Source organism: Desulfovibrio sp. (genome assembly GCA_016208105.1).
Classification (GTDB): domain Bacteria; phylum Desulfobacterota; class Desulfovibrionia; order Desulfovibrionales; family Desulfovibrionaceae; genus Fundidesulfovibrio.
In genome coordinates, this window is record JACQYS010000022.1 from 460,983 (window position 1) to 483,973 (window position 22,991).

Sequence of the window (22,991 nt, forward strand, 5' to 3'; positions counted from 1 at the left end):
CATTTTAGGCGGGGTTGCAGCTCATCACATCAAGCCGTACCTGCCGTGCTGTGGCCTGGCGGTGGCTCTGGGGGCAGCATGAGCGGCCATGACCCATTCCCGGCCTTGCTGGGAGTGTATTCCCTGCGCAAGCTGAGCGAGATCGGTTCCGGCAGTACCCTGGTGGATCACAAAAACGTGACCTATTGGTACGTCCGGCAATTGTCCGACACGCGCCTTGAGGTGCAGCCGCTCACCGACCAGGGAGTTCCCTCGGGCATTCTCAAATCCGTTGACGTCAAGGATTTCATCAAATCATACACTCCTGAGCCTCTCTACTACACGGATCACCGTGTTCCTCTGGTGGCTGGTCTGGCCCGCAAGATTCTGGACGGGGACGATACCGTGTCCCTGGGGAGCCTGGACGTCAAAGAATTCAGTGCGCTCAAGGCGCTCCTGGTGGATCAGGTTGATTTTCCCGCCCATTCCGATCCCGGCTATGATCTTGCCCATAAAAGGGTGATGGCCAGCATTAAAAAGATCCTCGGCTTGCTCATGTGCCGGTGCGAGATGTCCAGGGACGAACATCGCAACCGTTTCAACAGCTTTGGCGTTTCATTGCGCAAGGACGGCCATCTGGACGAGTCCATCGGGTTTTTCTCAAAAGCCTTGGAGCTTGAGAAGAACGATGAGAACATCTACTTCAACATGGCCAGGGTGTATTTCGACAAGGGAGACCTTGAAAGCTGCACCCGGGTTCTGGAGCAGGCCTTGATCCTGAATCCGGATTTCAAGGAAGCCGGCCAGTTCGTCCGATACGTCGGAAAAAGAGACTTCTCCCGGCGTTGACGCGCCAGGCGCCGTCTCGGACGGCTTCTCACCATTCCCATGCGCCCTTGATCGTGGTAGGAGTGAACTCGTCAGCCGTTTCGGCTGAGCGCTTTTCATTCTGACCGGCCAAGGCCCGCCATGATTTTTTGCTTCCCTATATCCGCCCGCGTTATGCTGGCCGTATGCCTTGTCCTCTTGAGCGCGTTGCCAGCCGTCGCCCAGGACAAGAAACGCGTTCTGGTGCTGCATTCCTACCACAAGGGACTGACCTGGACCGACAGCGAGGACGCCGGCATGGCCTCGGTGTTCAGGCAGGACAATCACATCGAGGTGTTCACCGAGTACATGGACGCAAAGCGCGTCCACAACCCGGGCGACGACGCCAGGCTGGCCTCCTTCTTAAAGGAGAAATACGCCCGGGTGGCGTTCGACGTGGTGCTGGCTTCCGATGACGACGCCTTCCAGTTCCTCTTGGACAAAAGGGCGGCTCTCTTCCCGAACGCCCCGGTGGTTTTTTGCGGCGTGAATTTCTTCGATGAAGCCAAGCTTACGGGAAAGCAGGATTTCTTCACCGGCATCGTGGAAGCCTATGATGTCCGCAACACGCTGCGCACGGCTCTGGCCCTGCATCCGGGTACCTACCGCATCGTGGTGATAAACGACAGGTCCGCTACCGGATTGGCCAACAAGAAGGTGCTCTCCGAGGTCTTGCCCGAGTTCGAGAAAAAGGTGTCCGTGTCCTACCTGGAAGACCTGGACATGGACGAGCTCCTCTCCAAGGTGAGGACCCTGGCCCAGGGGGATCTCATCCTGCTCTTGACCTACAACCGGGACCGTTCCGGAAAGCCGTTCAATTACGATGAGTCAATAGAACTCGTGGCCGGGCAGTCCAAGGTGCCGATCTACGGCGTATGGGACTTCTACCTGGGCCACGGAATCGTCGGCGGTCTTCTGACCAGCGGCTTCGACCAGGGCAGGGAAGCAGCCGAGATGGCCGTGCGGATTCTTAGAGGGGAGCGCCCCCGCGACATCGGGGTGGTGAAGGAGAGCACCAACCGCTTCATGTTCGATTACGAGCAGCTGCGCCGGTTCGGCGTGTCCCAAAGCCTGTTGCCCGAGGGGAGCCTCCTCATCAACAGGCCAGCCTCCTTCTACGAGGAGCACCAGGGCAAGGTGCTGGCCGTGTCCACGGCGTTCATGATCCTTCTAGGCATGCTGATGGCCCTTTGGGTGAACATACAGGGGCGCAAGAAGACCGAGGCCAGCCTGCGCGAGTCCGAAGAGAAGTTCGAGCGCATCTTCCGGCACAGCCCGGACTGGATCGCCATCCTGCGTCTCCATGAAGGCACCTACGTGGACGTCAACGATGCCTTCGTGGAGATCACCGGGTTCAGCCGCGAAGAGGTCATCGGCAAGACGTCCATGGATATCGGTATCTACGCCAATCCCAAGGAACGCTACGAGCTCGACGAGGGTTTCTTGCGCCAGGGCCGGACCTTGAACCAGGAGCTCCAGTACAGGATGAAGTCCGGCGAGGTCATCACCGTCGAGCGGTCGGGCGAGCTTGTCGAAATCGGCGGGGAGAAATGCGTGGTCTCCATCGTCCGCGACATTACCAGCAAGAAACAGGCGGAGCAGGCCCTTATCGAGTCCGAGCTGCAAAAAAAGCTGCGTACCGACGCAGAAATCAAAATGCTCCAGGCCCAGATCAATCCGCATTTTCTTTTCAACGCCATAACGTCCATCATGCATTATATCAGGACCGACCCGGAAACGGCCTCGGATCTTCTGGTGAAGCTTGGCGATTTCTTCCGCAAGAACATAAAGCCCGGCGGGGCCAGCGTCCCCCTGGCCAAGGAACTGGAACACTGCGAGGATTACCTTTCCATCGAGCGGGCCCGGTTCGAGGAACGGCTCAAGGTCACCTACGACATCGAACCAGCCGCCTTGGAGTGCCCGGTTCCTCCGCTCATCCTCCAGCCTTTGGTGGAAAACGCCCTGCGCCACGGACTGATGCCCAAGGAAGAGGGCGGGGAGATCATTGTCGGCGCCCATCATGAAAACGGCGCGGTGCGGATCTTCGTCAAGGACAACGGCGTGGGCATGGAACAGGCGGCCGTGGCGGCCCTGCTGGACGAAACCCCGGGCATCCAGCCCGCTCACGGCACGGGCCTGGCCCTGCGCAACGTGAACGCCCGCCTGGTGGCCATCCATGGAGCCCAGCACGGCCTGCGCATCGAGAGCGCTCCGGGCGTTGGCACAACCATCTCCTTCTCCATCCCGCGCTCATGAGCCTGACGGTCTTCATCATAGACGACGAGGGGCCGGTCCGGCGCGAACTCAAGCATCTGCTCGGCCGCATCGAGGACGTGGCCATCGTTGGCGAGGCCTCCAGCGGTACGGCGGCCCTGCCCGAGGTAAGGGCCCTGCAACCCGACCTGGTGTTTCTAGACATCCAGATGCCCGGGCTCTCTGGCCTTGAGCTGTCCTACCTGTTCGGAGATCTGCCCAAAAAACCTCTGCTGGTGTTCGTTACGGCCTATGAAGAACACGCCGTGAGGGCGTTTGAATTGGACGCCCTGGACTACATCCTGAAGCCTTTCACGCTGGACAGGCTGCGCAAGGCCGTGGACAAGGCCAAGCGGTATTGCCGTCTGGATGAGGAGAGTTCCGCTCTCCAGCCCGCCTCCGGCCCCGGCGCCATCCAGGAGCGGCGAATCCCCCTGTACGACGGCGAGCGCATAGTGCCGACCCTTCCCAAACACATCTTCCACGTCACCAGCGATGACGGACGCATCAGCGTGCACGCCGTGCACGGGCGCTACACGGTCAAGGCCACCATCACGGAGTTGGAGGCCCGTCTCGTGCCTCATGGCTTTTTCCGGGCTCACCGCAGCCATCTGGTGAATTTGAACCATGTTGCCGAGATTCTCCCCTGGACCGGCGGCAGCTACAAGCTCATCATGAGCGACCGCGAACGCACGGAAATCCTGGTCAGCCGCTACAACGCCAAGGACCTGAAGGCGCATTTCGATATCTGACGCCGCGCCATCTCAAAGATCTCCGTTCCCCCATCCAGCCTTTTTTTGAGACCATTCGCCTGGAAAATCGTGCCACTTGGATTTGCGCGATACCTTCTCGCAACCGAAATGGTTGGCTTTTTGCCCCGGCCCTTTTGAGAGAATGCGCCTTAATACCTTTCAAGCCTCAAAACACACCATTCAGGCATTCCTACCGCTGTTTGAAAAGATTGTTCACATTGCTTTGCAATGCCTGCTAAGAGACCTTGCAAATGGCCGCACCGCGTGCGCGCTGTGATGGAAACGGGCGTTTCGACCGGCGCCCTTCAACCTGGAGGACCGATATGTTTGACCTTTTCAAAGCAAAAGCTGAAGCCGTGAGCGCGGAAGTGCACCGCTTCGCTTCCAAAGGCGAGGCCCTGGCCTTCATCAAGGAAACCTTCCGCACGGAACAGGTGGCCGATGCCCCCCATTCCTACGCGGTATGGACCGAATGTCCCTTTCTGAAGGATGTGGATACGGACGAGCTGGCCAAGGAATTCCCTGGGCTTAAGTTCAGTGTCACCCGGGATCTGGCCGAGCAGGCCAGGATCGGCATAACCCAGATGAACTGGGGTCTGGCCAACACCGGCAGCGTCTGCCAGAATTCCTCCGATCCCAAGGAACGCCTGGCTTCCATGCTGCCCTGGATACACCTGGCCATCATCGGCACCAATCAGATCCTGCCGGACATGCCCACGCTTCTCGAAACCGTTCACCCGAAAGATTGCGCCTATCTGGCCATAATCACCGGCCCCAGCCGCACGGCCGACATCGAGCGGGTGCTCACCATCGGCGTGCACGGGCCTGAGCGGTTGATCATAGTCTGCATCGACGACCTTGGAGGGCAAAACTAATGGCTGACACACTCTTTAAACAATCAGTCGACAAGGCGTTGCACAACGCCAATCTGAGCGGAGCCCTGGGTCGCTTCTCCGAGGCCTACGCCGTGGCCAGGGTCAAGGCCTACGAAGGCATCGATTTTGAACAGCTGCGCGAGCGCATCGCCGCCATCAAGGGATACGCCGCCGAACACCTGGACGAACTGGCCGACCAGTTCGCGAAGGCGGCCACGGCGCGCGGGGCCAAGGTTTTCCGGGCCAGCTCCCCCCAGATGGTGAAGGACTACATCGCCAGCCTGTGCCGGGAAAAGGGCGTCAAGAGCATCGTCAAATCAAAGTCCATGGCCACCGAGGAAATCCACCTGAACCAGCACCTGATGGCGCAGGGCGTCCAGGTGAACGAGACGGACCTTGGCGAGTGGATCATCCAGCTGGCCGGGCAGACTCCTTCGCACATGGTCATGCCGGCCATCCACATGACCCGCGACGAGGTTGCCGACCTCTTCAGCAAGGAAATAAACGAGCGCCTGACCAACGACATCCCGAAACTGGTCAAGGTGGCCCGCAAGGAGCTGCGCGAAAAGTTCCTCCAGGCCGACATGGGCATCTCCGGCGCCAACATGGCCATTGCCGAAACCGGCACCATCGGCATCATAACCAACGAGGGCAACGCCCGCCTGACCACCAGCCTGCCCAAGATCCACGTGGCGGTGGTTGGCCTGGAAAAGCTCATCCCCACCTGGGCCGACGCCGCCCCCATACTGGTAGCCCTGCCCAAGAGCGCCACCAGCCAGCAGCTCACCAGCTACGTGAGCTTCATCACCGGGCCCACGCCCAATGACGACGGCTCCATGAAGGACGTGCACATCATCCTCATGGACAACAAACGCACCGAGATGGCCGCCGACCCCATCTTCAAGCAGGCCCTGCAGTGCATCCGCTGCGCCTCCTGCCTGAACGTGTGCCCGGTGTACCGCCTGGTGGGCGGCCACGTGTTCGGCAAGGTCTACACGGGCGGCATAGGCACCATCCTCACCGCCTGGTTCGATGAGCTCAAAAAGAGCGAGGACATCCAGGGCCTGTGCATCCAGTGCGGCAACTGCAAGCAGGTCTGCCCCGGGCAGATCGACATTCCGGCGCTCATTCTGGAGATTCGGCGCAGGCTGGCCCAGGAAAAGGGCCAGGGAGTGGTGCAGAAGGCCATCTTCAGCGTGGTGAACAACCGCACCCTGTTCCACGCCATGCTGCGCACCGCCTCCAAGACCCAGAAACTGGTGGGGGCCAAGGAAGGATTCATCCGGCACCTGCCGTTCTTCCTCTCCGAGCTGTCCGACTTCCGCAGCCTGCCCGCCATTGCGGAAAAGCCTTTCCGCGACGTGTTCGACACCATCAAGCAGCCGGTGCTGCAAAAGAAGATCGCCTTCTACTCGGGCTGCCTCATCGACTTCGCCTACCCCGAAATGGGCGAGAAGCTGGTGAGCATTCTGAACAAGGCCGGCTACAACGTCACCTTCCCCAAGGGCCAGACCTGCTGTGGCGCTCCTGCCCGCTACAACGGCGCCTACGAGGTGGCGGCCAGCAACGCCACTGACAACGTCAACGCCTTGCTGGAAGAGGAAGTGGACTACGTGATCTCGGCCTGCCCCACCTGCACCGGGGCGCTCAAACACGAGTTCATCGAGGTGTACGAAAGCCTGGGACAGCGCGACAAGCTCCCCAAGGCGCGCCGCCTGGCCACCAAGACCGTGGACTTCTCCACCTTCGTCAAGCAGTTGGTGGACGAGGGCAAGCTTACCTTCAAGGAAGGCAAGACCCTTGGCAGGATTACCTACCACGATTCCTGCCACCTGAAGCGCACCCTGCATGCCGAGAAGGAACCCAGGGAGCTCCTGACCCAGGCCGGCTACCAGATCGACGAGATGTTCGAGTGCGACATGTGCTGCGGCATGGGCGGCTCGTATTCGCTCAAGTTCCCGGAGATCTCAAAGCCCATTCTCACCCGCAAGCTCACCAACATAAAAGCCACGGGCGCGCCCACGGTGGCCATGGACTGCCCCGGCTGCGTCATGCAGATCAAGGGCGGGTTCGACAAGGAAGGCGCCAGGGTGCAGGTGAAGCACACCGTGGAACTTCTGGACGACCTGTTGAAATAAGCTGAACCGCCGGGCGGGGTCTTCCAGGACCCTGTCCGGCTTTTATCTCCCGGTCGAAGACGGCCCTCGCGGGAAATCGGTCACCCCGCGGGGGCCGTCGTCGTTGTATCAGCGGGAAAAGAGCCAGAATGAAAAACGAGGGCGGGAAAAAAGAACTGGCGGGGGCCTCCGGAAGCCCCCGCCAGTAAAATCAACGCCGAAAAGAAAGTTATTTCTTTTTGGCAGCCTTGGGGGCGTCCTTGGCAGGTCCGGGGAAGTTCATCACCAGGCCGCCCATCTTCATGCAGGCGTCGGTGGTGGCGGTCATGACCTTCTTGTCACCCACGGAGCACTCGATCTTCTTGGGGGCTTCCTTTTTGGGGGCTTTGGCTTTTCCGGCGGCGAAAGCGGCGCCAGCGGAGAGCGACATGGCGGCGACCAGACCAGCAATAAGCAGCTTCTTCATGACAATAGGCTCCTTTCGAAAGGTTTTTAACACCTTAGCCAAGGCCGCCCCTTGCATCAAGAGATTTCATGAACAAAGTTTCATGTTTCAGAAAAAATATGGCTTCCCAACCAAAGACAAGTGCTCTGTCCGTAAGGCTAACTTGCTGAGCACAATGAATCTTCACGGTCCGTCGTACATGCGCTCCGTTTCATGCCGCGGGGGTAACCGCCTTGATCTCCTGGCAGTCCCAGCCGCCGCCGAGGGCCTTGTACAGCGTGATGATGTCCAGGATAACGGCGGCGCTTGATTTGCAGTGGTTCTCCTGGGCCTCGTAGAGGGTCTTTTCCGCGGACAGAACGTCCAGGAAACTGGTGAGCCCTTTTGCGTAGCGTTCCCGTGCCAGGGCGAGCGCGTCCTCGCTGGCCAGCACGGCCTGCTGGAGGCTTTGCTTCCTTTCCTCGTCCGCGCCGTAAGCGCTCAGGGCGTTTTCCACGTCTTCCAGCGCGGTGAGGAAGGTGGCGTGGTATTTGGCCAGGCTCTCATCATACACGGCCCGCTTCTTGGCCACGCCCGCCCGGGCCTTGCCGGCATCGATGACCGGAGCGGAAAAGGCCGGAACAACGGACCAGTACCAGTTGGCCAGGCCCAAAAACTTCGTGAGCACGTTTCCTTGCAGCCCAAGCCCCATGGTCAGGTCGAACTTTGGATACTGTTCGGCGGCGGCCACCCCGATATTGGCCGAGGCCACGGCCAGCTGGCGCTCGGCCTTGCGCAGGTCCGGCCTGCGGGAGAGGAGTTCCGACGGCAGCCCCAGGGCGTTCACGCCAGAAGCCGCAGGCACCGCTCGGACCGTTTCCAGCTCACTCTTAAGCGCGTTGGGCTCCTGGCCCAGGAGTATCCCCAAACGGTGGATCGATTGCTTGATGGACGCTTCGAGAACGGGCATGTCCGCTTCGGTCGATGACTTTTGCGCCTGGGCCTGGGAGACGTCCAGGTGGCTTATGAGGCCGATCTTGAAGCGTTCCAGGGTGACGGCCACGTTCTCTTGTTGCGATTTGGTGGACGCCCGGGCAATGGCGAGGCGCTCCTGGTACGTTCGTAACTCCACGTAGTTTTTGGCCACGTCGCCAAGCAAGGTCAGAACGGTGGCGTTGAAGTCTTCCGTACTGGCATCCAGTGCTGCCCGGGAGGCCTCGCGTTGGCGTCGCTGGCCGCCGAACACGTCGATCTCCCAGCTGACTCCCAGACCTCCCTGGTATGTGGTGGATGGCGAAACCGTCGCATTCGATGACGTGTCCGGAGTGGATGAAAGCACCGAACCGTCGGCGTAGCTCGACGTGGTGGAACCGGCAGCGTTCAGGGCGGGCAGAGCCCCGGCCCTGACCACAACCACTTCCGCCCTGGCCTGGGCGATGCGGGCTCTGGCCTGGGCCACGTCCAGGTTTTTGGCCACGGCCCGCTCCACAAGGCTGTCCAGAACCGGATCTCCAAGGTTCTTCCACCAGGCGGCCTGCTCGATCCCGGCTGCCGTTTCCACGGGCCTTGCCGTTTCCCCCCAATTCTGCGGGGCGTCGAATTGCGGGCGCTTGTAATCGGGACCAACGCTCACGCAGGCGCAGAGCGCCAATGGAAGCAGGACGATGCTTGTGCCAAAGCGCTTCATAACCCGCCCCCGGCGACCTGCTTGGCTCCGGAGGCCACGGATGACGGGGGCGTTGTCTCTATGAAGACGTCCAGCTGCTGGCCGACAAAGGCCGGAAACTCGCTTCTGTCGAAGCTGTAGATCACCTGGAGCACGCGGGTGTCCACCCGTTCGCTGCTGCCGCCGGTAAGCGACACCTTGGGGGTGACGTAGGGCTCCACCCGCACGAAATCAAGCGTGGCCTTCATCTCCCGGTTGCCGCGCATGAATGCCATGGCCCTGGTTCCTTCTCTCACCCGCCAGGCATCGTTCTCGTCCACGTCCACGCGCACGTTCATGCGGTCCATACGTCCCAAACGCATGAGCGGAGTGGAGAGGCTCCCGGTGGGGGCGAATTCTCCAGCGCGAATGTTCACCTGGAGCACCTCGCAGGAAAGCGGCGCCCGCACGGTAAGGCGGTCCAGCGTGGTTTTCGAGGCCGCGAGCTCGGCTTCGGCAGACAAGACGGCGGCCTTGGCGCTCTCCACCTTGGCTTTGGCCAGGGCTTCCGCGTTGCGGCGCTTTTCCAGGTCGTCCACGCTCACGGCCCGGCGGTCGGTGACGTTTTTCACCAGGGAGAATTGCGTCTGGTAGTCCTTGTGGGAGGCCCGGGCCTCTTCCAGAGCCGCCTGGGCCTTGGCCAGGCTGGCCTCCTTGACGGCTATCTCCGCCCGCGTTTCGCGATCATCGATGGAAAACAAGGCCTGGCCTGGTTCCACCGTGTTCCCGGCTTCCACGAATACCTTGGACACCACGCCCGCAACGGACGTTCCAAGCGAGATATTGTTGTTGTTGGCTTCTACCAGTCCGGCTCCGCCGACATAGTGCTGGTAGGGAGCCTGGGAGGGTTGGGCCAGGGGCTGGGCCGGTTCGTGCCTGCGCTCCGAGCTGAACGCCGCGGCCACGGCAAAGGCGATGCCCACGGCGGCAATTCCGGGGAGAAGCAAATGTTTGAGTTTCAAGAGTCCACTCCTTGAACTGGAGTCTTGGACTGGACGCTTTCGATGCGTCCGTCGTCCATGTTGGCCATGCGGTCGGCGTAGTCGAATATCCTGGAGTCGTGGGTGACGATCACCAGGGTGCGCTTGTCCCGAACGGCCAGGGATTTGAGCATGTCCATCACGTTTTTTCCGGTGGCGTGGTCCAGGGCGCTGGTGGGCTCGTCGCACACCACGATGCTCGGGTCGTGGACCAGGGCGCGTGCTATGGCCACGCGCTGCTGCTGTCCTCCGGACAGGTCCGGCGGGCGCGAATCCTCGCGGCCATGAAGGCCCACATCCTCCAGGCACCGCCTGGACCGGAGCAATGACTCCTTTTGGGAACAACCGTTTATTATAAGCGGCAGGGAGACGTTCTCCGCCACTGTCAGCGTCGGCACCAGGTTGAAGGCCTGGAACACGAACCCGATGTTTCGCCCCCGGAATTGAAGACGTTCTTTTTCGGAGAGCTTCTTCATGTCCCGGCCGAGCAGTTCGCATGTTCCCTGGTCCTGGTCCATTATCCCGGCCATCACCGATATCAGGGTGGTCTTGCCGCAGCCGGACGGTCCCACCAGCATCAGCAGCTCTCCGGGGAGCACGTCGAGATCCACGCCGCGAAGAGCCCAGGTGCTGTTGTCTCCGCTCCCGTAGCATTTGGTTATGTTGCGGCAGCTTATGGCCAAAGTGTCAGCAGCATTTCCCATGGTTATCCCTTGAACACCACGGCTGGTTCGAGTTTCATCACCTTGCGGGCGCTTATCAGGGCCGCGAGAAGAACGATGACCATCACGGCCGTTCCGCTTCCAAGAAGGAGCTCCCAGGTGAGTTTGGGCTGCGGCCCCATGCCTCCGGTTGTGCCGGCCATGAAGGCGGCGGTGATCCCGGCGCCCAGGCCGAACCCCACGAAACCCACCAGGAACGCCTGGAGAAGGATCATGCGCAGGAGCTGCCCGCCAGTGGCGCCCATGGCTTTGAACACGCCGAAGTAGCGAAGGTTTTCCAGGGTGAAGTTGTAAAATATCTGGCCCGTGACCGCGGTGCCCACCACGAAGCCGATGAGCACCACGAAGCCGATGTTCTTTAAGATGTTCGTCCTGTGCAGAATGAAATCGAGCGACACCTGCTTGAACTCTTCGGACGAGTAGGCCTTGAGGCCGGTTTCCGCCGAAATTCTTCTGGCCACGTCCTCGGGGCGTTCCTCGGGTTTGGCCTTGGCCAGCACGTAGCTCAGGAGTTTGCGTTCGCTCAGCGCAAAGGTCTTGGCGCGGTTGTAGGTGGTGTAGAGCACCGGCTGGGACATGAAGCTGGGCGTTGTCTGCGATATCCCCACCACCAGGGCCCGGTGTTCGTTTATCTCCAGGACGTCCCCCACCTTCAGGGGCACGCGGGGGCCTCCGTCCTTAGGTGTTGACGCCAGCCTGCCTTTTGCTCCGGCCTCGTCAACGATGACCGCGTCGGACACGTGCAGATCCACGAGATTGCCCTGGAGAAGCTTTGCCGGGCCTCCGATGAGGGTGGCGTCGTCAAGGCCGTTCATCTGGCATTGGGCGGTTTCGCCATTTGGAAGGCGCACCTTCTGGCCGCCCTTGTAGAAGGGAACGGCCCACTCCACGCCTTGGACGCTTCGCACGCGGTAGAGCAGGGTGTCCTGCATGGCCTTGGAATCTTCGATGGACTGTACCTGCGGGTCCATCACCCAGATGTCCGGCAGGCTTATGTCCGAGATGGTGCCGTAGGTCTGGCTCAGGATGTCTACCAGGATCGCGGGCTGCTGGATCATGATGATGGAAGACAGGGCAATGGCCGTAACGATGCCAATGTATTTGCCTTTGTCTCCGAAGAGCATTTTCAACGCGATGTGCAGCATATGGTTTTTTCGATGGGGTGTGCGGGAAGGGCGGGCTTGCTTTGGATGCCGATGGACACACGTAAGAGACCGGGGAGTGGGGCGGGGTTACAGATGTTGGGGATAAATTGCAGGAAGGCATAAAAAATGCCCGGCGGCTTACAGTTTAAGCCGCCGGGCAAGTAAAAAGAAGCGGGGGGAGAGGGCACTCCCCCCGCACGGTAGGGCTAGTCGGCAGGTGGGCAGCGTGGTGAGGCTCGCGGCTTTTAGGGCGGGGTTGTGGTGGGGCGATGCCGCGAGGGGTTACTGCCGGCCAGCCCGTTGGCCGTATACCCGTCGGCAAGCGTTCTGCGCTTGCCGTATACTTCTATAATCACTTTTTTTGTCCCCGGAATAGATTTTCATCCATTCCGGGGACATTTCTTTACCTATTTGCCGGAGCGACCGTCGTCGCAGGGCTCGGCGTTGCCGCCGTTATGTTCGGCCGTTGCGGAGAGGGTGCAGGCTTCGGAGTCGGCCGCGCCCTTGGCTGCCTTGGCCTTTTCCGCGTCGCCGCTGGGATCCACACCGGCCAGGACGCACAGCTGCTTCCAGCGGTCCATGATGTCGGATTCGAGCTCGGCGCGCAGCTTCTTGGCCACGTCGGGGATCATCTTGTCCAGAGCGGCGTAGCGGTTCTCGCTCATGACGAAGTCGATGATGGTGCCGTCAGGGGCCTTGGAGTCGATCTGCAGGGGGTTCTTGCCCTGGGCGATCAGGTCCGGGTTGTAGCGGAACAGCGGCCAGTAGCCGGAGGCGGTGGCCAGCTTGGCCTGCTCCTGGGTCTTGCCCATGCCGCGCTTGAGGCCCTGGTTGATGCAGGGGGCGTAGGCCAGGATGATGGAGGGGCCGGGGTAGGCCTCGGCCTCGGCGAAGGCCTTCATGAGCTGCTGCTTGTTGTAGCCCATGGAGACCGCGGCCACGTACACGTTGCCGTAGGTCATGGCGATGCGGGCCAGGTCCTTCTTGCGGGTGCGCTTGCCAGCGGCAGCGAACTTGGCGATGGCCCCGGTGGGGGTGGACTTGGAGGACTGGCCGCCGGTGTTGGAGTACACCTCGGTGTCCATGACCAGGATGTTCACGTCGTCGCCGGAGGCGATCACGTGGTCCAGGCCGCCGAAGCCGATGTCGTAGGCCCAGCCGTCGCCGCCGAAGCACCAGACGGACTTCTTGACCAGAAGGTCGAAGTCGGCCTCGATGGCCTTCATGGCAGCGGACTTGGTCTTCATGGCGCCAACCAGCTTCTTGATCTGGGCGCCGAACAGGGCGGACTTTTCAGCGTCGAGGTAGCCGTCGATCCAGCCGGTGAGGGCCGCCTTCAGGTCTCCGTCGGCCTCGGCCACGGCGGCCTTGACCTTGTCCTTCAGGAGTTCGCGGCGCTGGGCCACGGCGAAGCCGATGCCGTAACCGAATTCGGCGGCGTCCTCGAACAGGGAGTTGCCCCAGGCCGGACCGAACCCGTCGGCGTTCTTGCAGTACGGGGTGGTGGGAGCCGAGGCGCCCCAGATGGAGGAGCAGCCGGTGGCGTTGGCAATGATCATGCGCTCGCCGAACATCTGGGTGAGTACGCGCACGTACGGGGTCTCGCCGCAGCCGGAACAGGCGCCGGAGAATTCCATGAGGGGCTGGTAGAACTGGGAGCCCTTCACGGAGTCGCGCTTCATGAGGCCCTGCTTCCAGGACACGGTCTCGCAGAACTTGAAGTTGGGGACCTGGACACCCGTCTGGGAGTCGATGGGCTTCATCTCCAGGGCCTTCTTCTTGGCCGGGCAGATGTCCGCGCAGTTGCCGCAACCCAGGCAGTCCTGGGTGTTGATCTGGATGCGGAAGTGCATGCCTTTGAGCTCCTTGCCCTGGGCGGGAAGGGTCTCGTAGGTGGCCGGGGCCTTGGCCTTCTCCCCGTCCGTCAGCACGCTGGCCACGATGGCGGAGTGGGGGCAGACGAAGGCGCACTGGTTGCACTGGATGCAGTTTTCCTTGATCCACTCGGGCACGTTGATGGCCACGGCGCGCTTCTCGTACTGGGAAGTGGCCACGGGCATGAACCCGGCGGGATCAAACAGCGACACCGGCAGGGAATCGCCCTTCTGGGCCAGAACGGGCTTGGCGATCTTGGCGACGTAGTCGGGGATGTTCTCGGCTTTAGCGGCAGCGTCCTTGGCATTGGCCCAGGAAGCCGGGTACTTCACTTCCTCGAGGGCGGCCACGGCCTGGTCCACGGCGTCGATGTTCATCTGCACGATCTTCTCGCCCTTCTTGCCGTAGGCCTTGTGGATGGACTTCTTCAGAAGCTCCACGGCCTTTTCGAAGGGCAGCACGCCCGCCAGCTTGAAGAAGGCGGTCTGCATGATCATGTTGATGCGCCCGCCAAGGCCAACGCCCTGGGCGATCTTCACAGCGTCGATGTTGTAGAACTTGAGCTTCTTGGCAACGATTGCGGCCTTGGTGGCGGCGGGAAGCTCCTTCTCCATGTCGGCCAGCGACCAGTTGGAGTTCAGAACGAAGGTACCGCCTTCCTTGATGCCTTCCAGCACGTCGTAGAGCTGCACGTAGTTGGACTTGTGCACGGCCACGTAGTCCGCGGCGTTCACCAGGTAGGTGGAGCGGATCTGCTTCTTGCCGAAGCGCAGGTGGGAAACCGTGATGCCGCCGGACTTCTTGGAGTCGTAGGCGAAGTATCCCTGGGCGTACATGTCGGTGTTGTCGCCGATGATCTTGATGGCTTCCTTGTTCGCGCCCACGGTGCCGTCCGCGCCCAGGCCCCAGAACTTGCACTGCACGGTGCCGGCAGGGGTGGTGTCGGAGAAGGCGGGAACGGGCAGGGAAGTGCCGGTCACGTCGTCCTCGATGCCCACGGTGAAGTGGTTCTTCTTGGCGGCGGCCATGTTGTCGTACACGGCCTTGACCATGGCTGGGGTGAACTCCTTGGAGCCCAGGCCGTAGCGGCCGCCGATCAAGGTGGCGTTGTTGCCGGCGTCGCGCAGGGTGGAGGCCACGTCCAGGTAGAGGGGCTCGTACAGGGAGCCGGCTTCCTTGGTGCGGTCGAGCACGGTGATGATCTTGGCGGTCTTGGGCAGGGCGGCCAGGAAGGACTCGGAGCACCAGGGGCGGTAGAGGCGCACGGTGACCAGGCCGATCTTCTTGCCCTGCATGGCGTCGATGACTTCCTTGATGGCTTCGCAGGAAGAGCCCATGGCCACGATGACCTGCTCGGCGTCAGGGGCGCCGTAGTAGTCGAAGAGGCCGTAGGAACGGCCGGTGGCTGCCGAGACCTTCTTCATCACCTCTTTCACGATGCCGGGCACGGCCTGGTAGAACTTGTTGGCGGCTTCGCGGCCCTGGAAGTAGATGTCCGGGTTCTGGGCGGTGCCGCGGATGTTCGGATGCTCGGGGTTCATGGCCCGGGCGCGGAACTCGGCCACCTTCTCCTGGTTCACCATCTTGGCGATTTCGGCGAAGTCGAGCACCTCGATCTTCTGCACTTCGTGCGAGGTGCGGAAGCCGTCGAAGAAGTGCAGGAAGGGCACGCTGGACTCGATGGCGGACAGGTGCGCCACCAGGGCCATGTCATGGGCTTCCTGGACGGAGCAGCCGGCAAGCATGGCGAAGCCGGTCTGGCGGCAGGCCATGACGTCCTGGTGGTCGCCGAAGATGGACAGGGCGTGGGCGGCCACGGCGCGGGCGGACACGTGGAAGACGCCGGGCAGAAGTTCGCCGGCGATCTTGTACATGTTCGGGATCATGAGCAGAAGGCCCTGGGAAGCGGTATAGGTGCTGGTCAGGGCGCCGGCGGCCAGGCAGCCGTGCACGGCTCCGGCGGCTCCGGCTTCGCTTTGCAGCTCACGGACTTTGATGGTCTGGCCGAAGATGTTCTTCATGCCCTGGGAAGCCCACTCGTCGACCATCTCGCCCATGTTGGAGGAAGGAGTGATGGGATAGATGGCAGCGCATTCGGAGAGAGCGTATGCCACCCAAGAAGTGGCGGTATTGCCGTCCACGGTCTTGATCAGTTTCTGTGCCATTGCCTTGTTTCCTTTCTACAGTGTATGAATATGGGTTGGTTAGAGCCCAAGACCCTGCCTGATGGCGGCGATGTCGAGATTGCCGGCCACCAGTTGGGATGCTTGCTGGAATTTGCCTGGGTCGCGCAGTTTGTTCCTTGAGAGAAGGGCCTCCATGCGCCGGGCCACGGAATAGGTGTCCTCGCGAACCACCATGATGGGCACTTCCGCGTTCTCGGCGCGAGCCAGTATGATGTCGTTGGGGTAGAGGTTGCCTGTGAGAATAAGGCAGGCGCATCTGCCTTCGATGGCAACCAGTTGCAGGTCGGAGCGGTCGCCGCCCACGATCACCGCGGCCTTGGTGTGCTTTCTGAAATGGGTGAGGAAATTTTCCACCTGCATGGTGCCTATGAGGAAGCTCTCGGCCACCACATCGGATTTGTGGGCGCTGGAGATGAGCTTGCCGCCCAGGCGTTCGGCCAGGATGTTCACCGAAACCGCTCCGAGCAGGCGGTCGTGCGGCATGATGCCAAGAACTTTCACGCCGCGCTTGGCCAAGAACGGCACGAGCACGGAGTTCACCTCTTCCTGGTAGTGGCCGGTGACGTCCGACAGGACGCATCCGAGCATCTTCTCGCCCAGGCGCTCCTTGATGGCCAGGAGTATGTCGTAGTTCATCTCGTGGGTGCACCGGTCCACGATGACAACCGGCACGTTCAGTGCCTTGGCCACGGTGGCGCCGTCTAAGCAGGCGTAAAGTCCGGAGTGCAGGAATCCGCCGGATCCTCCCACCAGGGTGACGTCCTTGCCCTTGGAGATCTTTTTGTACGCGGCCACGATCTCGCCGGTACGGTCCTGGCAGGGAGACTGGGAAAAGACCTTGTGCATGAAGTCCTGCGTGACCAGCACCGGCGTGGCCAGGTCGGGCGCGACGCTTTGGCCCAGGGCCTGGCTTATGGCGGCCGCGTCCAGGTCTCCCCAGGAGTCTCCTATTTTTGCCGCCTGCGCGCCCACGGGCTTGAAATAGCCCACCGAGAGCCCTTCCTTCTGGAACTTGAGGCCAAGACCCAGGCAGAGGGTGTTCTTTCCGGAAAAAGGCGCTGTGGAACCGATATACAGTCCTGGCATATGCGCGTGAACTCCCTATGGCTACTGTGGAAGAAGCATAAGGCGCACGTCCGCTACGACGGCGCGTTCATTGTTGACAAGAACAGGGCCCAGTTCGGCCTCGTAAATCTCCGGGAAGTCTATCGCCAATTGCGAGAGCCGGATGACGATGTCTTCGAGTGCTTCGATGTTCGCCGCCGGTTCGCCACGCACCCCCTTGAGGAGCATGTAGGAGTCCACTTCGCGGATGAGCTGGCGGGCGTCATTGATGGATACCGGGGCCAGCCGGTACGAGATGTCGCCCAGCACATCGATGTAGATTCCGTTCAGCCCGAAATGCAGAAGCGGCCCGAAGTGGTCGTCCCGGCGGAAACCGAGCACCACTTCCTTCATGTTCGCGGGCGCCTGCTCCTGGATCATGCATCCGGAAACGTGGGCGTCCGGCCGGGTGATCTTCACGTGCCCGGTGATTTCGAGAAATGCCGTGCGCAGTTCCTCGGGCGTCCTGACCCCTACCGCCACGGCCCCGGCGTCCGCCTTGTGGGTGATCTGGGGCGAGGCCACCTTGCATACCACAGGATATCCGATCTTGGAACCCAGAGCCAGCGCTTCGTCGGAAGTTCTTGCCAGTGCCGCTTTGGCTGCCGGGAGGTCGTAGGCCTTGAGGATGTCCTGGGCCATTTCGTCGGGAATTTCAGTCATTCCCTGGGAACGGGCTTCCTTGATGACCTTGCGCACCACATCCTTGCGGCCTTCCACGCTGGCCATGACCGGGGAAGGACGGCTCTTGCGGACGCCGTAGCGGTACATGGCCTCCAGGCTGCTCACAGCCTGTTCCGGGAATTGGTAGCAGGGAATGCCGGCCTCTTTGAGCAGGATGGCGCCGGCTTCCATGTGGCTTTTGCCCATGAAGCAGCACAGCACGGGCTTGAAGGTGTTCGCGGCGGATTTTATTATGGCCTTGGCCATCTTCTCGGGATGGGTGAACGCGGTGGGCGCGATGAGCACCATGAGGCTGTCCACCTGGGGATCGTCCAGCAGCACTGAAATGGTGCGGTCAAGGCGATTCGCGTCGGCGTCGGCCTGGATGTCCACGGGGTTGTATATTCCGGCCGAGGCCGAAAGGCCGGATTTGAGCGTGTCCACCGTCTGCGCCGACAGCGGGGCCATGGACAGGAGCGACTTCTCGGCCGCGTCCGCGGCCAGGATGGCGGGGCCTCCCGCATTGGTGACGATGGCCAGGCGCGGCCCCTGGGGCAGGGGCTGGTTGGAAAAGGCCTGGGCCATGTCGAACATTTCAGTGATGGTGTGGGCGCGCAGAATCCCGGTCTGGCGGAAGGCGGCTTCGTAGGCGTGCTCGGACCCCACAAGCGAGCCTGTGTGGGAGGAGGCCGCCTTGGCCCCGGCCGCCGTGGTTCCGCCTTTGAGCATGATCACGGGTTTTTCCCGGGTGATCTTGCGGGCCATGCGCAGGAAGGCCTCGCCGTGCTCCACGTTCTCCACGTAGCCGAGAACGACCTTGGTTTCCGGGTCCTGGGCCAGCGCATAGAGCATGTGGGTTTCATCCACCACGGCCTTGTTGCCAAGGCTCACGAACTTGGAGAAGCCGATGGATTCGCCGATGGCCCAGTCCAGAATGGCGGAGCACAAGGCCCCGGACTGGGAGAAAAACGCGATGTTTCCCTTGCGGGGAAAGCCAGGAGAGAAAGACGCGTTGACGCCGTCCTCGGTGGAGATGATTCCAAGGCAGTTGGGGCCGATAAGCGCGATGTCGTTGTCGCGGCAGATGCGGGCCACTTCGGCTTCGATCTTCCATCCTTCCTTGCCGGATTCGCGGTACCCGGCGGAAACGATGACCGCGCCGCGCAGCCTGTGCTCCAGCAGGGCCTTCAGGGAGGGGATAACCGTTTCGCGCGGCACTGCGAGCACGGCAAGATCAAGGGGGGATGGAAGGCTCGGGATGTCCTTGTAGGCCTTGAGCCCGAGAACCGTTTCGGCTTTCGGGTTGACGGGGTACAGTTCGCCCTTGAAGCCGGCCTCGATCATGTTCTTCAAGATGGTGTGGCCAATCTTGCCCGAATCCCTGGAAGCGCCAACAACTGCCACGGTTTTCGGGCTGAACAAGGCGTCGAGGTGCATTCTTACTCCGATATTGGAAACCGGCATTCTAAACCGGCGCTTCCATCTTGTTTCACGGAATGAGACGAACGTGCATTTCGCCCCAGCCGCCACCGTTGACTAACCGAAACTTATTACAACTTCCGTTCCAATATTCTTAACATAATAAATCCAACAAGTTATTCGACTAGAGTCTGTCCGATCCTCCGGATTGACGGAGGGAGTCCGGTAATTCGGACGGTGTGGGAGGCGCAACCAGTCCGGATGTCCGGACAGTGGCGGGCAGGCATGACAACACCTTATGCCCGACTCTTATGGTCGAGTCAATGCAATCGCTCAATGGACCAAAATTGCGTCCGAAATGCGCACAATTAAACGTGGACCGGGTTGGCCGCCCTGTTCGAGGCAGGGCCGGGACAGTTGCCAGCTGGCGGCTGGTTCGTGGTGCTGCGGGCGGAAAAAGTCTCCGGTCTTAGGCTGTCGGAGACGGGACCGCTTTATTCAGGGAGAGTCCTGGCAGGGTGAGCAGGGTGCGTTTGGCTTTGCGCTTGCGCCGTTCGAACACTTCCGGGCGCGAGCCGAGCCGGTAGCGCCACAGGTAGCAAGGGGAGTAGGGGTCCTTGCAGGAAGGAGAGGCCGCGCAGGCGCGGACCTGTTCCCTGTTGCCGCAACAGCAGCTGAGGCATTGGCGGCGTATGGCGCGGACAGGAGGCCTGGATGCTTGGGGAGCCGGCCCCTGGCGGTAGACGTGCAAGGGGCACTGCGAATCCGAACACTCCGCCACCAGCATGTACGAGCCGCCCATGCAGGCCACGCAGAATTTCCGGATGGATTCGGATGCGCTGAGCTTTTTGATGACGTGTGAGCTCATTTACAACCTGCCTTGTTGCGGTTGCCCAGGACGTTGTTCCCTCCAGGGGAGAGAATATCGACACCCGCTCTTGCAGGCCGCCTCCATGGTGCCGGGCGGCAAGAGCACGCCCGATCGGCCAGCAGGCAGCGTTTAGACCCCCTGTGTCCTGTCCGGGCGCAAAAGGCAAGACCGCTCAGAGTTGCGGGGCATGAAAATTTTGCAGTATATTATGTATTGCTCGCCACGCGAGACGCATAGGGACAAGCGAAGGCAGCTGCCGGGCCTACTGATCTCCGGAGGCCTGGCGCAGGGATGCGGGTGCTTTTTGCGCGCGGCGAGGATTCTGACGTCTGTCCGAAGGGAGGGTTCCATGCGCTGGTGTGTCTTTCTATTCTTGGTGTGCCTCGCACCCCAGGCCTTTGGAGCTTCGAAAGCGGATGAGAAAGAGCGGCAGCTGGACGAGCGCTACAGGCAGTGCGTCGACGCCTGCAAGAAGCCGGTGCCGCGGGTGGGCAGAGAACAGGACGTGTGGGACAAGAACGTCAGGGACGAAGCGCGCTACGACAACTGCATCCTTAATTGCGACAGGAAGCAGCTGCGCGGCTTCAGGAAGTGACCACGCCTTTTTCCTTGAAATGCTTCACGTAGCTTAAATCATGGCGGATGATGTGGTTTATGATCCAGTTTGCCAGGAACGCCTTCAATTCCTGCGGTGGAACATGTTCGTGCCTGTATCCTGACGTGTGGAATTCCTTGACGGTCTGGGTGAGCTTGGCGTGTTCGGCGCGGTGCTCGTCCCGGCGAGGGTACTTGTGCTTCTCCATGAGCTCCTCTTCCGTGGTGAAATGGAGCTTCACGAATTGCCGGAGTTCGGCGATTATCTCCTTGAATTCCGCTTCAGTCATTCCCTTTGAGATGGCCTGGAATGCTCTGTTGCACAGTTCAATAAGCTTTCGATGTTGTTCATCGATATCGGGAATGCCAACGCGCAGTCTTTCGTCCCACTGAATTTCTTTCATAGGGCAGCCGAAGTTGTAATGTGTTGCCGGAATATAAAGTCTGTGGCAATAATGTAACACTACTATGCATACTATGCCCCCAGATGAACATTCTGGCAAGAGTTCCCTGGTGAGAACCACCTTGCGGGACATCTTGACCCCGGGAGTCATTGGCGTTCCGGTCGGAGCGGCCATGGAAGAAGCTCTGGCGTGCATGCGCAAGGGCAGAATCAGCTCCGCCGTGGCCTTGAGCCGGGGCAAGCCCGCCGGGATACTAACGGAACGCGGAGTGATCGCCGCCCTGGCCGAACACGGGCCGTCGCTTCTTTCGCGCAAGGTGAGAGAGCTGATGTCTTGCCCGGTACTGACCGCGCCGGAGCACATGCCCATCCACCAGGCCTTTTCCATGCTCCTTGAGCAGGGAATACGCCATCTGGTGGTGGTGGATGCCAAGGGGCGGGCTTTGGGCATGGTCACCCAGACCAACATGGTCCAGAACCTGGGCGTCGAGTATTTTGTCGAGGTCAAGCGGGTCAGCCAGATCATGGCCCGCATGGTGGCCTGCCTAAGCGCCGCGGACAATCTCCAGAACGTCCTGGAGCTCATGGCGCGCGGGCCCTACAGCTGCATCGTGGCCCTCGAATGCAACCAGCCGGCGGGGATCTTCACCGAGCGCGACATGGTGGCCGTGGTGGCCGACGGCTGGAAGCTGGCCGACACGTCCCTGGGCGAGGTCATGTCCCGGCCTGTGCTCACCGTTTCGAGCGATACCCCGGTCCACCAGGCCTCGGCGATCATGCGCGAGAATAAGGTCCGGCGCCTTCTTGTCGTTGGCTCTGATGGCAGCACCGAGGGGCTGGTCACCCAGTCGGATATCGTCAAGGGCATGGAAGCCCGCTACGTGGAGATGCTCAAAGAGGTCATCCGCGAGAAGGACCAGCTTTTGCGCGAGGCGGTGGAAGAGGCCGCAAAAAAGACCTGCTATCTGGACACGATCCTGAATGCCTCCATGGAGCTGGGCATTGCCGCCACGGAGGGCGATGTCCTGGCTTTCGTGAACCATGCGGCGCAGGGCATTCTGGGAGCGGGAGAAGCTGGCTCAATCGGTTCCGACATCCTGGAATTCCACAAGAGAATCGGGGTTCCCGTCAGCCGTGTCCGCCGCGGCCTGTCCCAGGTGAAGAAGGGAAACAGCCATCGTTTTTCAGCCGTGATCGACAACGGCGCGTCAAACCGGTTCATCAACGCCAAAGTCAGCGGGATTTGGGGGAGCGAAGGCAAACCTTCCGGGTATGTGCTCATGGTCCGGGACGTGACCGAGCGCCGCATGGCTGAAGACACCATCAAGCACATGGCCTATCACGACGCCCTTACGGGACTGCCCAATAGATTTCTTTTGGAAGACAGGCTGGAACAGGGGCTGGCCCTGGCCAGCCGGCGGGGAAGCCTGCTTGCGGTCATGCTCCTGGATCTCGACGGATTCAAGGCGGTCAACGACAGTCTCGGCCACGACGTGGGTGACATGCTGCTCAAGATGGTGGCGGGAAATATCGGCGGGCTCTTGCGCAAGTCCGACACGCTGGGGCGCATGGGGGGGGATGAATTCCTCATCATCCTGCCCGAGGTGAAGACCCCGGAAGGCGTGACCGCGGTGGCCCGCAAGGTCCTGAAGGCCGTGTGCGAGACGCGGGTGCTGTCCGGGGTGCGGGTCAACGTGAGCACCAGCATCGGTTTGGCGCTCTACCCATGGGACGGGGCCGACCCTCGCGTGCTGATTCAAAAAGCCGACGCGGCCATGTACAAGGCCAAGGAGGCTGGCCGGAACACCTACTGCCTCGCGGGCGAACACCTTTCCTTAAAGGACGAAATGGCCTTCAAGCACCCGTAATCGCCTGTTGAAAAACACCCGCTGGCGGCGTTGCCGTTCAAAAGTCAAACCTTCGCGTATGTCAAATACGCTTGATCAGCCCCCGTCCTGGGGGCTGACCCTTCGGGTAATGCCCAAGGGCATTGCCTCAAAACGCTGTCCTGCGTTTTGGTCAGCCTTGACTTTTTCCTGCGCCTTGCCAGCGGACTT

17 protein-coding genes are annotated in these 22,991 nt (G+C 61.2%); 7 read left to right on the forward strand and 10 right to left on the reverse strand.

All coding sequences use genetic code 11. The annotated features are described in order from the left end of the window. The first annotated feature begins 78 nt into the window (after window positions 1–78). From HY795_14690 to HY795_14710, 5 genes are all read left to right on the forward strand, one after another. Window positions 79–828 carry a tetratricopeptide repeat protein gene (locus HY795_14690; protein MBI4806474.1) on the forward strand — a complete coding sequence of 250 codons (750 nt, stop codon included), beginning with the start codon at window positions 79–81 and terminating at the stop codon, window positions 826–828. A gap of 120 nt (window positions 829–948) precedes the next feature. After that, complete coding sequence (locus HY795_14695) at window positions 949–3,102, forward strand: histidine kinase (protein ID MBI4806475.1); 2,154 nt, start codon at window positions 949–951, stop codon at window positions 3,100–3,102. Beyond that, entirely contained in the window at window positions 3,099–3,851 is a 753-nt protein-coding gene (locus HY795_14700; GenBank protein MBI4806476.1) for a response regulator transcription factor, read from the forward strand. The genes HY795_14695 and HY795_14700 overlap by 4 nt, the downstream gene beginning before the upstream one ends. Before the next feature lie 323 nt (window positions 3,852–4,174). Continuing rightward, window positions 4,175–4,726 (forward strand): lactate utilization protein, encoded by a 552-nt coding sequence (locus HY795_14705; protein ID MBI4806477.1) that lies wholly within the window; start codon window positions 4,175–4,177, stop codon window positions 4,724–4,726. Beyond that, window positions 4,726–6,864 (forward strand): LUD domain-containing protein, encoded by a 2,139-nt coding sequence (locus HY795_14710; protein ID MBI4806478.1) that lies wholly within the window; start codon window positions 4,726–4,728, stop codon window positions 6,862–6,864. The genes HY795_14705 and HY795_14710 overlap by 1 nt, the downstream gene beginning before the upstream one ends. A 208-nt stretch (window positions 6,865–7,072) precedes the next feature. On the opposite strand, the gene HY795_14715 is transcribed toward HY795_14710, so the two are convergent. From HY795_14715 to HY795_14755, 9 genes are all read right to left on the reverse strand, one after another. Then, on the reverse strand, window positions 7,073–7,309 hold the full coding sequence (locus HY795_14715; protein ID MBI4806479.1) for a hypothetical protein: 237 nt from the start codon (window positions 7,307–7,309) through the stop codon (window positions 7,073–7,075). A 190-nt stretch (window positions 7,310–7,499) separates the two neighbouring features. After that, on the reverse strand, window positions 7,500–8,954 hold the full coding sequence (locus HY795_14720; protein MBI4806480.1) for an efflux transporter outer membrane subunit: 1,455 nt from the start codon (window positions 8,952–8,954) through the stop codon (window positions 7,500–7,502). Further along, window positions 8,951–9,934, reverse strand: a complete 984-nt coding sequence (locus tag HY795_14725) for an efflux RND transporter periplasmic adaptor subunit (GenBank protein MBI4806481.1) — start codon at window positions 9,932–9,934, stop codon at window positions 8,951–8,953. The genes HY795_14720 and HY795_14725 overlap by 4 nt, the downstream gene beginning before the upstream one ends. Beyond that, the gene (locus HY795_14730) at window positions 9,931–10,656 is read right to left on the reverse strand and encodes an ABC transporter ATP-binding protein (protein MBI4806482.1); all 726 of its coding nucleotides are present in this window, start codon (window positions 10,654–10,656) and stop codon (window positions 9,931–9,933) included. Before HY795_14730 ends, HY795_14725 begins: the two co-directional genes overlap by 4 nt. A gap of 2 nt (window positions 10,657–10,658) precedes the next feature. Further along, window positions 10,659–11,819: an FtsX-like permease family protein gene (locus HY795_14735; GenBank protein ID MBI4806483.1), complete on the reverse strand. Its 1,161-nt coding sequence runs from the start codon at window positions 11,817–11,819 to the stop codon at window positions 10,659–10,661. A 407-nt stretch (window positions 11,820–12,226) separates the two neighbouring features. Further along, a complete protein-coding gene (gene nifJ / locus HY795_14740; GenBank protein ID MBI4806484.1) occupies window positions 12,227–15,859 on the reverse strand; it encodes a pyruvate:ferredoxin (flavodoxin) oxidoreductase in 3,633 nt (1,210 codons plus the stop codon). 39 nt (window positions 15,860–15,898) lie between these two features. Continuing rightward, window positions 15,899–16,966: a phosphotransacetylase family protein gene (locus HY795_14745; GenBank protein ID MBI4806485.1), complete on the reverse strand. Its 1,068-nt coding sequence runs from the start codon at window positions 16,964–16,966 to the stop codon at window positions 15,899–15,901. A gap of 21 nt (window positions 16,967–16,987) precedes the next feature. Then, complete coding sequence (locus tag HY795_14750; GenBank protein MBI4806486.1) at window positions 16,988–19,096, reverse strand: acetate--CoA ligase family protein; 2,109 nt, start codon at window positions 19,094–19,096, stop codon at window positions 16,988–16,990. Window positions 19,097–19,535: 439 nt separating this feature from the next. Next, window positions 19,536–19,934 (reverse strand): restriction endonuclease, encoded by a 399-nt coding sequence (locus tag HY795_14755; protein ID MBI4806487.1) that lies wholly within the window; start codon window positions 19,932–19,934, stop codon window positions 19,536–19,538. 352 nt (window positions 19,935–20,286) lie between these two features. On the opposite strand from HY795_14755, the gene HY795_14760 reads away from it, so the two are divergent. Next, window positions 20,287–20,532 carry a hypothetical protein gene (locus tag HY795_14760; protein MBI4806488.1) on the forward strand — a complete coding sequence of 82 codons (246 nt, stop codon included), beginning with the start codon at window positions 20,287–20,289 and terminating at the stop codon, window positions 20,530–20,532. Here the strand turns inward: HY795_14760 and HY795_14765 are convergent. After that, window positions 20,522–20,935 carry a hemerythrin family protein gene (locus HY795_14765; GenBank protein ID MBI4806489.1) on the reverse strand — a complete coding sequence of 138 codons (414 nt, stop codon included), beginning with the start codon at window positions 20,933–20,935 and terminating at the stop codon, window positions 20,522–20,524. The genes HY795_14760 and HY795_14765 overlap by 11 nt on opposite strands. Before the next feature lie 109 nt (window positions 20,936–21,044). Between HY795_14765 and HY795_14770 the strand changes: the two genes are divergently transcribed. Next, the gene (locus HY795_14770; protein ID MBI4806490.1) at window positions 21,045–22,802 is read left to right on the forward strand and encodes a diguanylate cyclase; all 1,758 of its coding nucleotides are present in this window, start codon (window positions 21,045–21,047) and stop codon (window positions 22,800–22,802) included. The last annotated feature ends 189 nt before the right edge of the window (window positions 22,803–22,991 follow it).

What these genes read in the sequence shown, in the direction of transcription:
- HY795_14745 (MBI4806485.1), bottom strand. Translation starts at nt 16,966, where the DNA reads ATGCCAGGACTGTATATCGGTTCCACAGCGCCTTTTTCCGGAAAGAAC.
- HY795_14695 (MBI4806475.1), top strand. Translation starts at nt 949, where the DNA reads ATGATTTTTTGCTTCCCTATATCCGCCCGCGTTATGCTGGCCGTATGC.
- nifJ (MBI4806484.1), bottom strand. Translation starts at nt 15,859, where the DNA reads ATGGCACAGAAACTGATCAAGACCGTGGACGGCAATACCGCCACTTCT.
- HY795_14705 (MBI4806477.1), top strand. Translation starts at nt 4,175, where the DNA reads ATGTTTGACCTTTTCAAAGCAAAAGCTGAAGCCGTGAGCGCGGAAGTG.
- HY795_14735 (MBI4806483.1), bottom strand. Translation starts at nt 11,819, where the DNA reads ATGCTGCACATCGCGTTGAAAATGCTCTTCGGAGACAAAGGCAAATAC.
- HY795_14760 (MBI4806488.1), top strand. Translation starts at nt 20,287, where the DNA reads ATGCGCTGGTGTGTCTTTCTATTCTTGGTGTGCCTCGCACCCCAGGCC.
- HY795_14730 (MBI4806482.1), bottom strand. Translation starts at nt 10,656, where the DNA reads ATGGGAAATGCTGCTGACACTTTGGCCATAAGCTGCCGCAACATAACC.
- HY795_14710 (MBI4806478.1), top strand. Translation starts at nt 4,726, where the DNA reads ATGGCTGACACACTCTTTAAACAATCAGTCGACAAGGCGTTGCACAAC.
- HY795_14700 (MBI4806476.1), top strand. Translation starts at nt 3,099, where the DNA reads ATGAGCCTGACGGTCTTCATCATAGACGACGAGGGGCCGGTCCGGCGC.
- HY795_14690 (MBI4806474.1), top strand. Translation starts at nt 79, where the DNA reads ATGAGCGGCCATGACCCATTCCCGGCCTTGCTGGGAGTGTATTCCCTG.
- HY795_14715 (MBI4806479.1), bottom strand. Translation starts at nt 7,309, where the DNA reads ATGAAGAAGCTGCTTATTGCTGGTCTGGTCGCCGCCATGTCGCTCTCC.
- HY795_14755 (MBI4806487.1), bottom strand. Translation starts at nt 19,934, where the DNA reads ATGAGCTCACACGTCATCAAAAAGCTCAGCGCATCCGAATCCATCCGG.
- HY795_14765 (MBI4806489.1), bottom strand. Translation starts at nt 20,935, where the DNA reads ATGAAAGAAATTCAGTGGGACGAAAGACTGCGCGTTGGCATTCCCGAT.
- HY795_14720 (MBI4806480.1), bottom strand. Translation starts at nt 8,954, where the DNA reads ATGAAGCGCTTTGGCACAAGCATCGTCCTGCTTCCATTGGCGCTCTGC.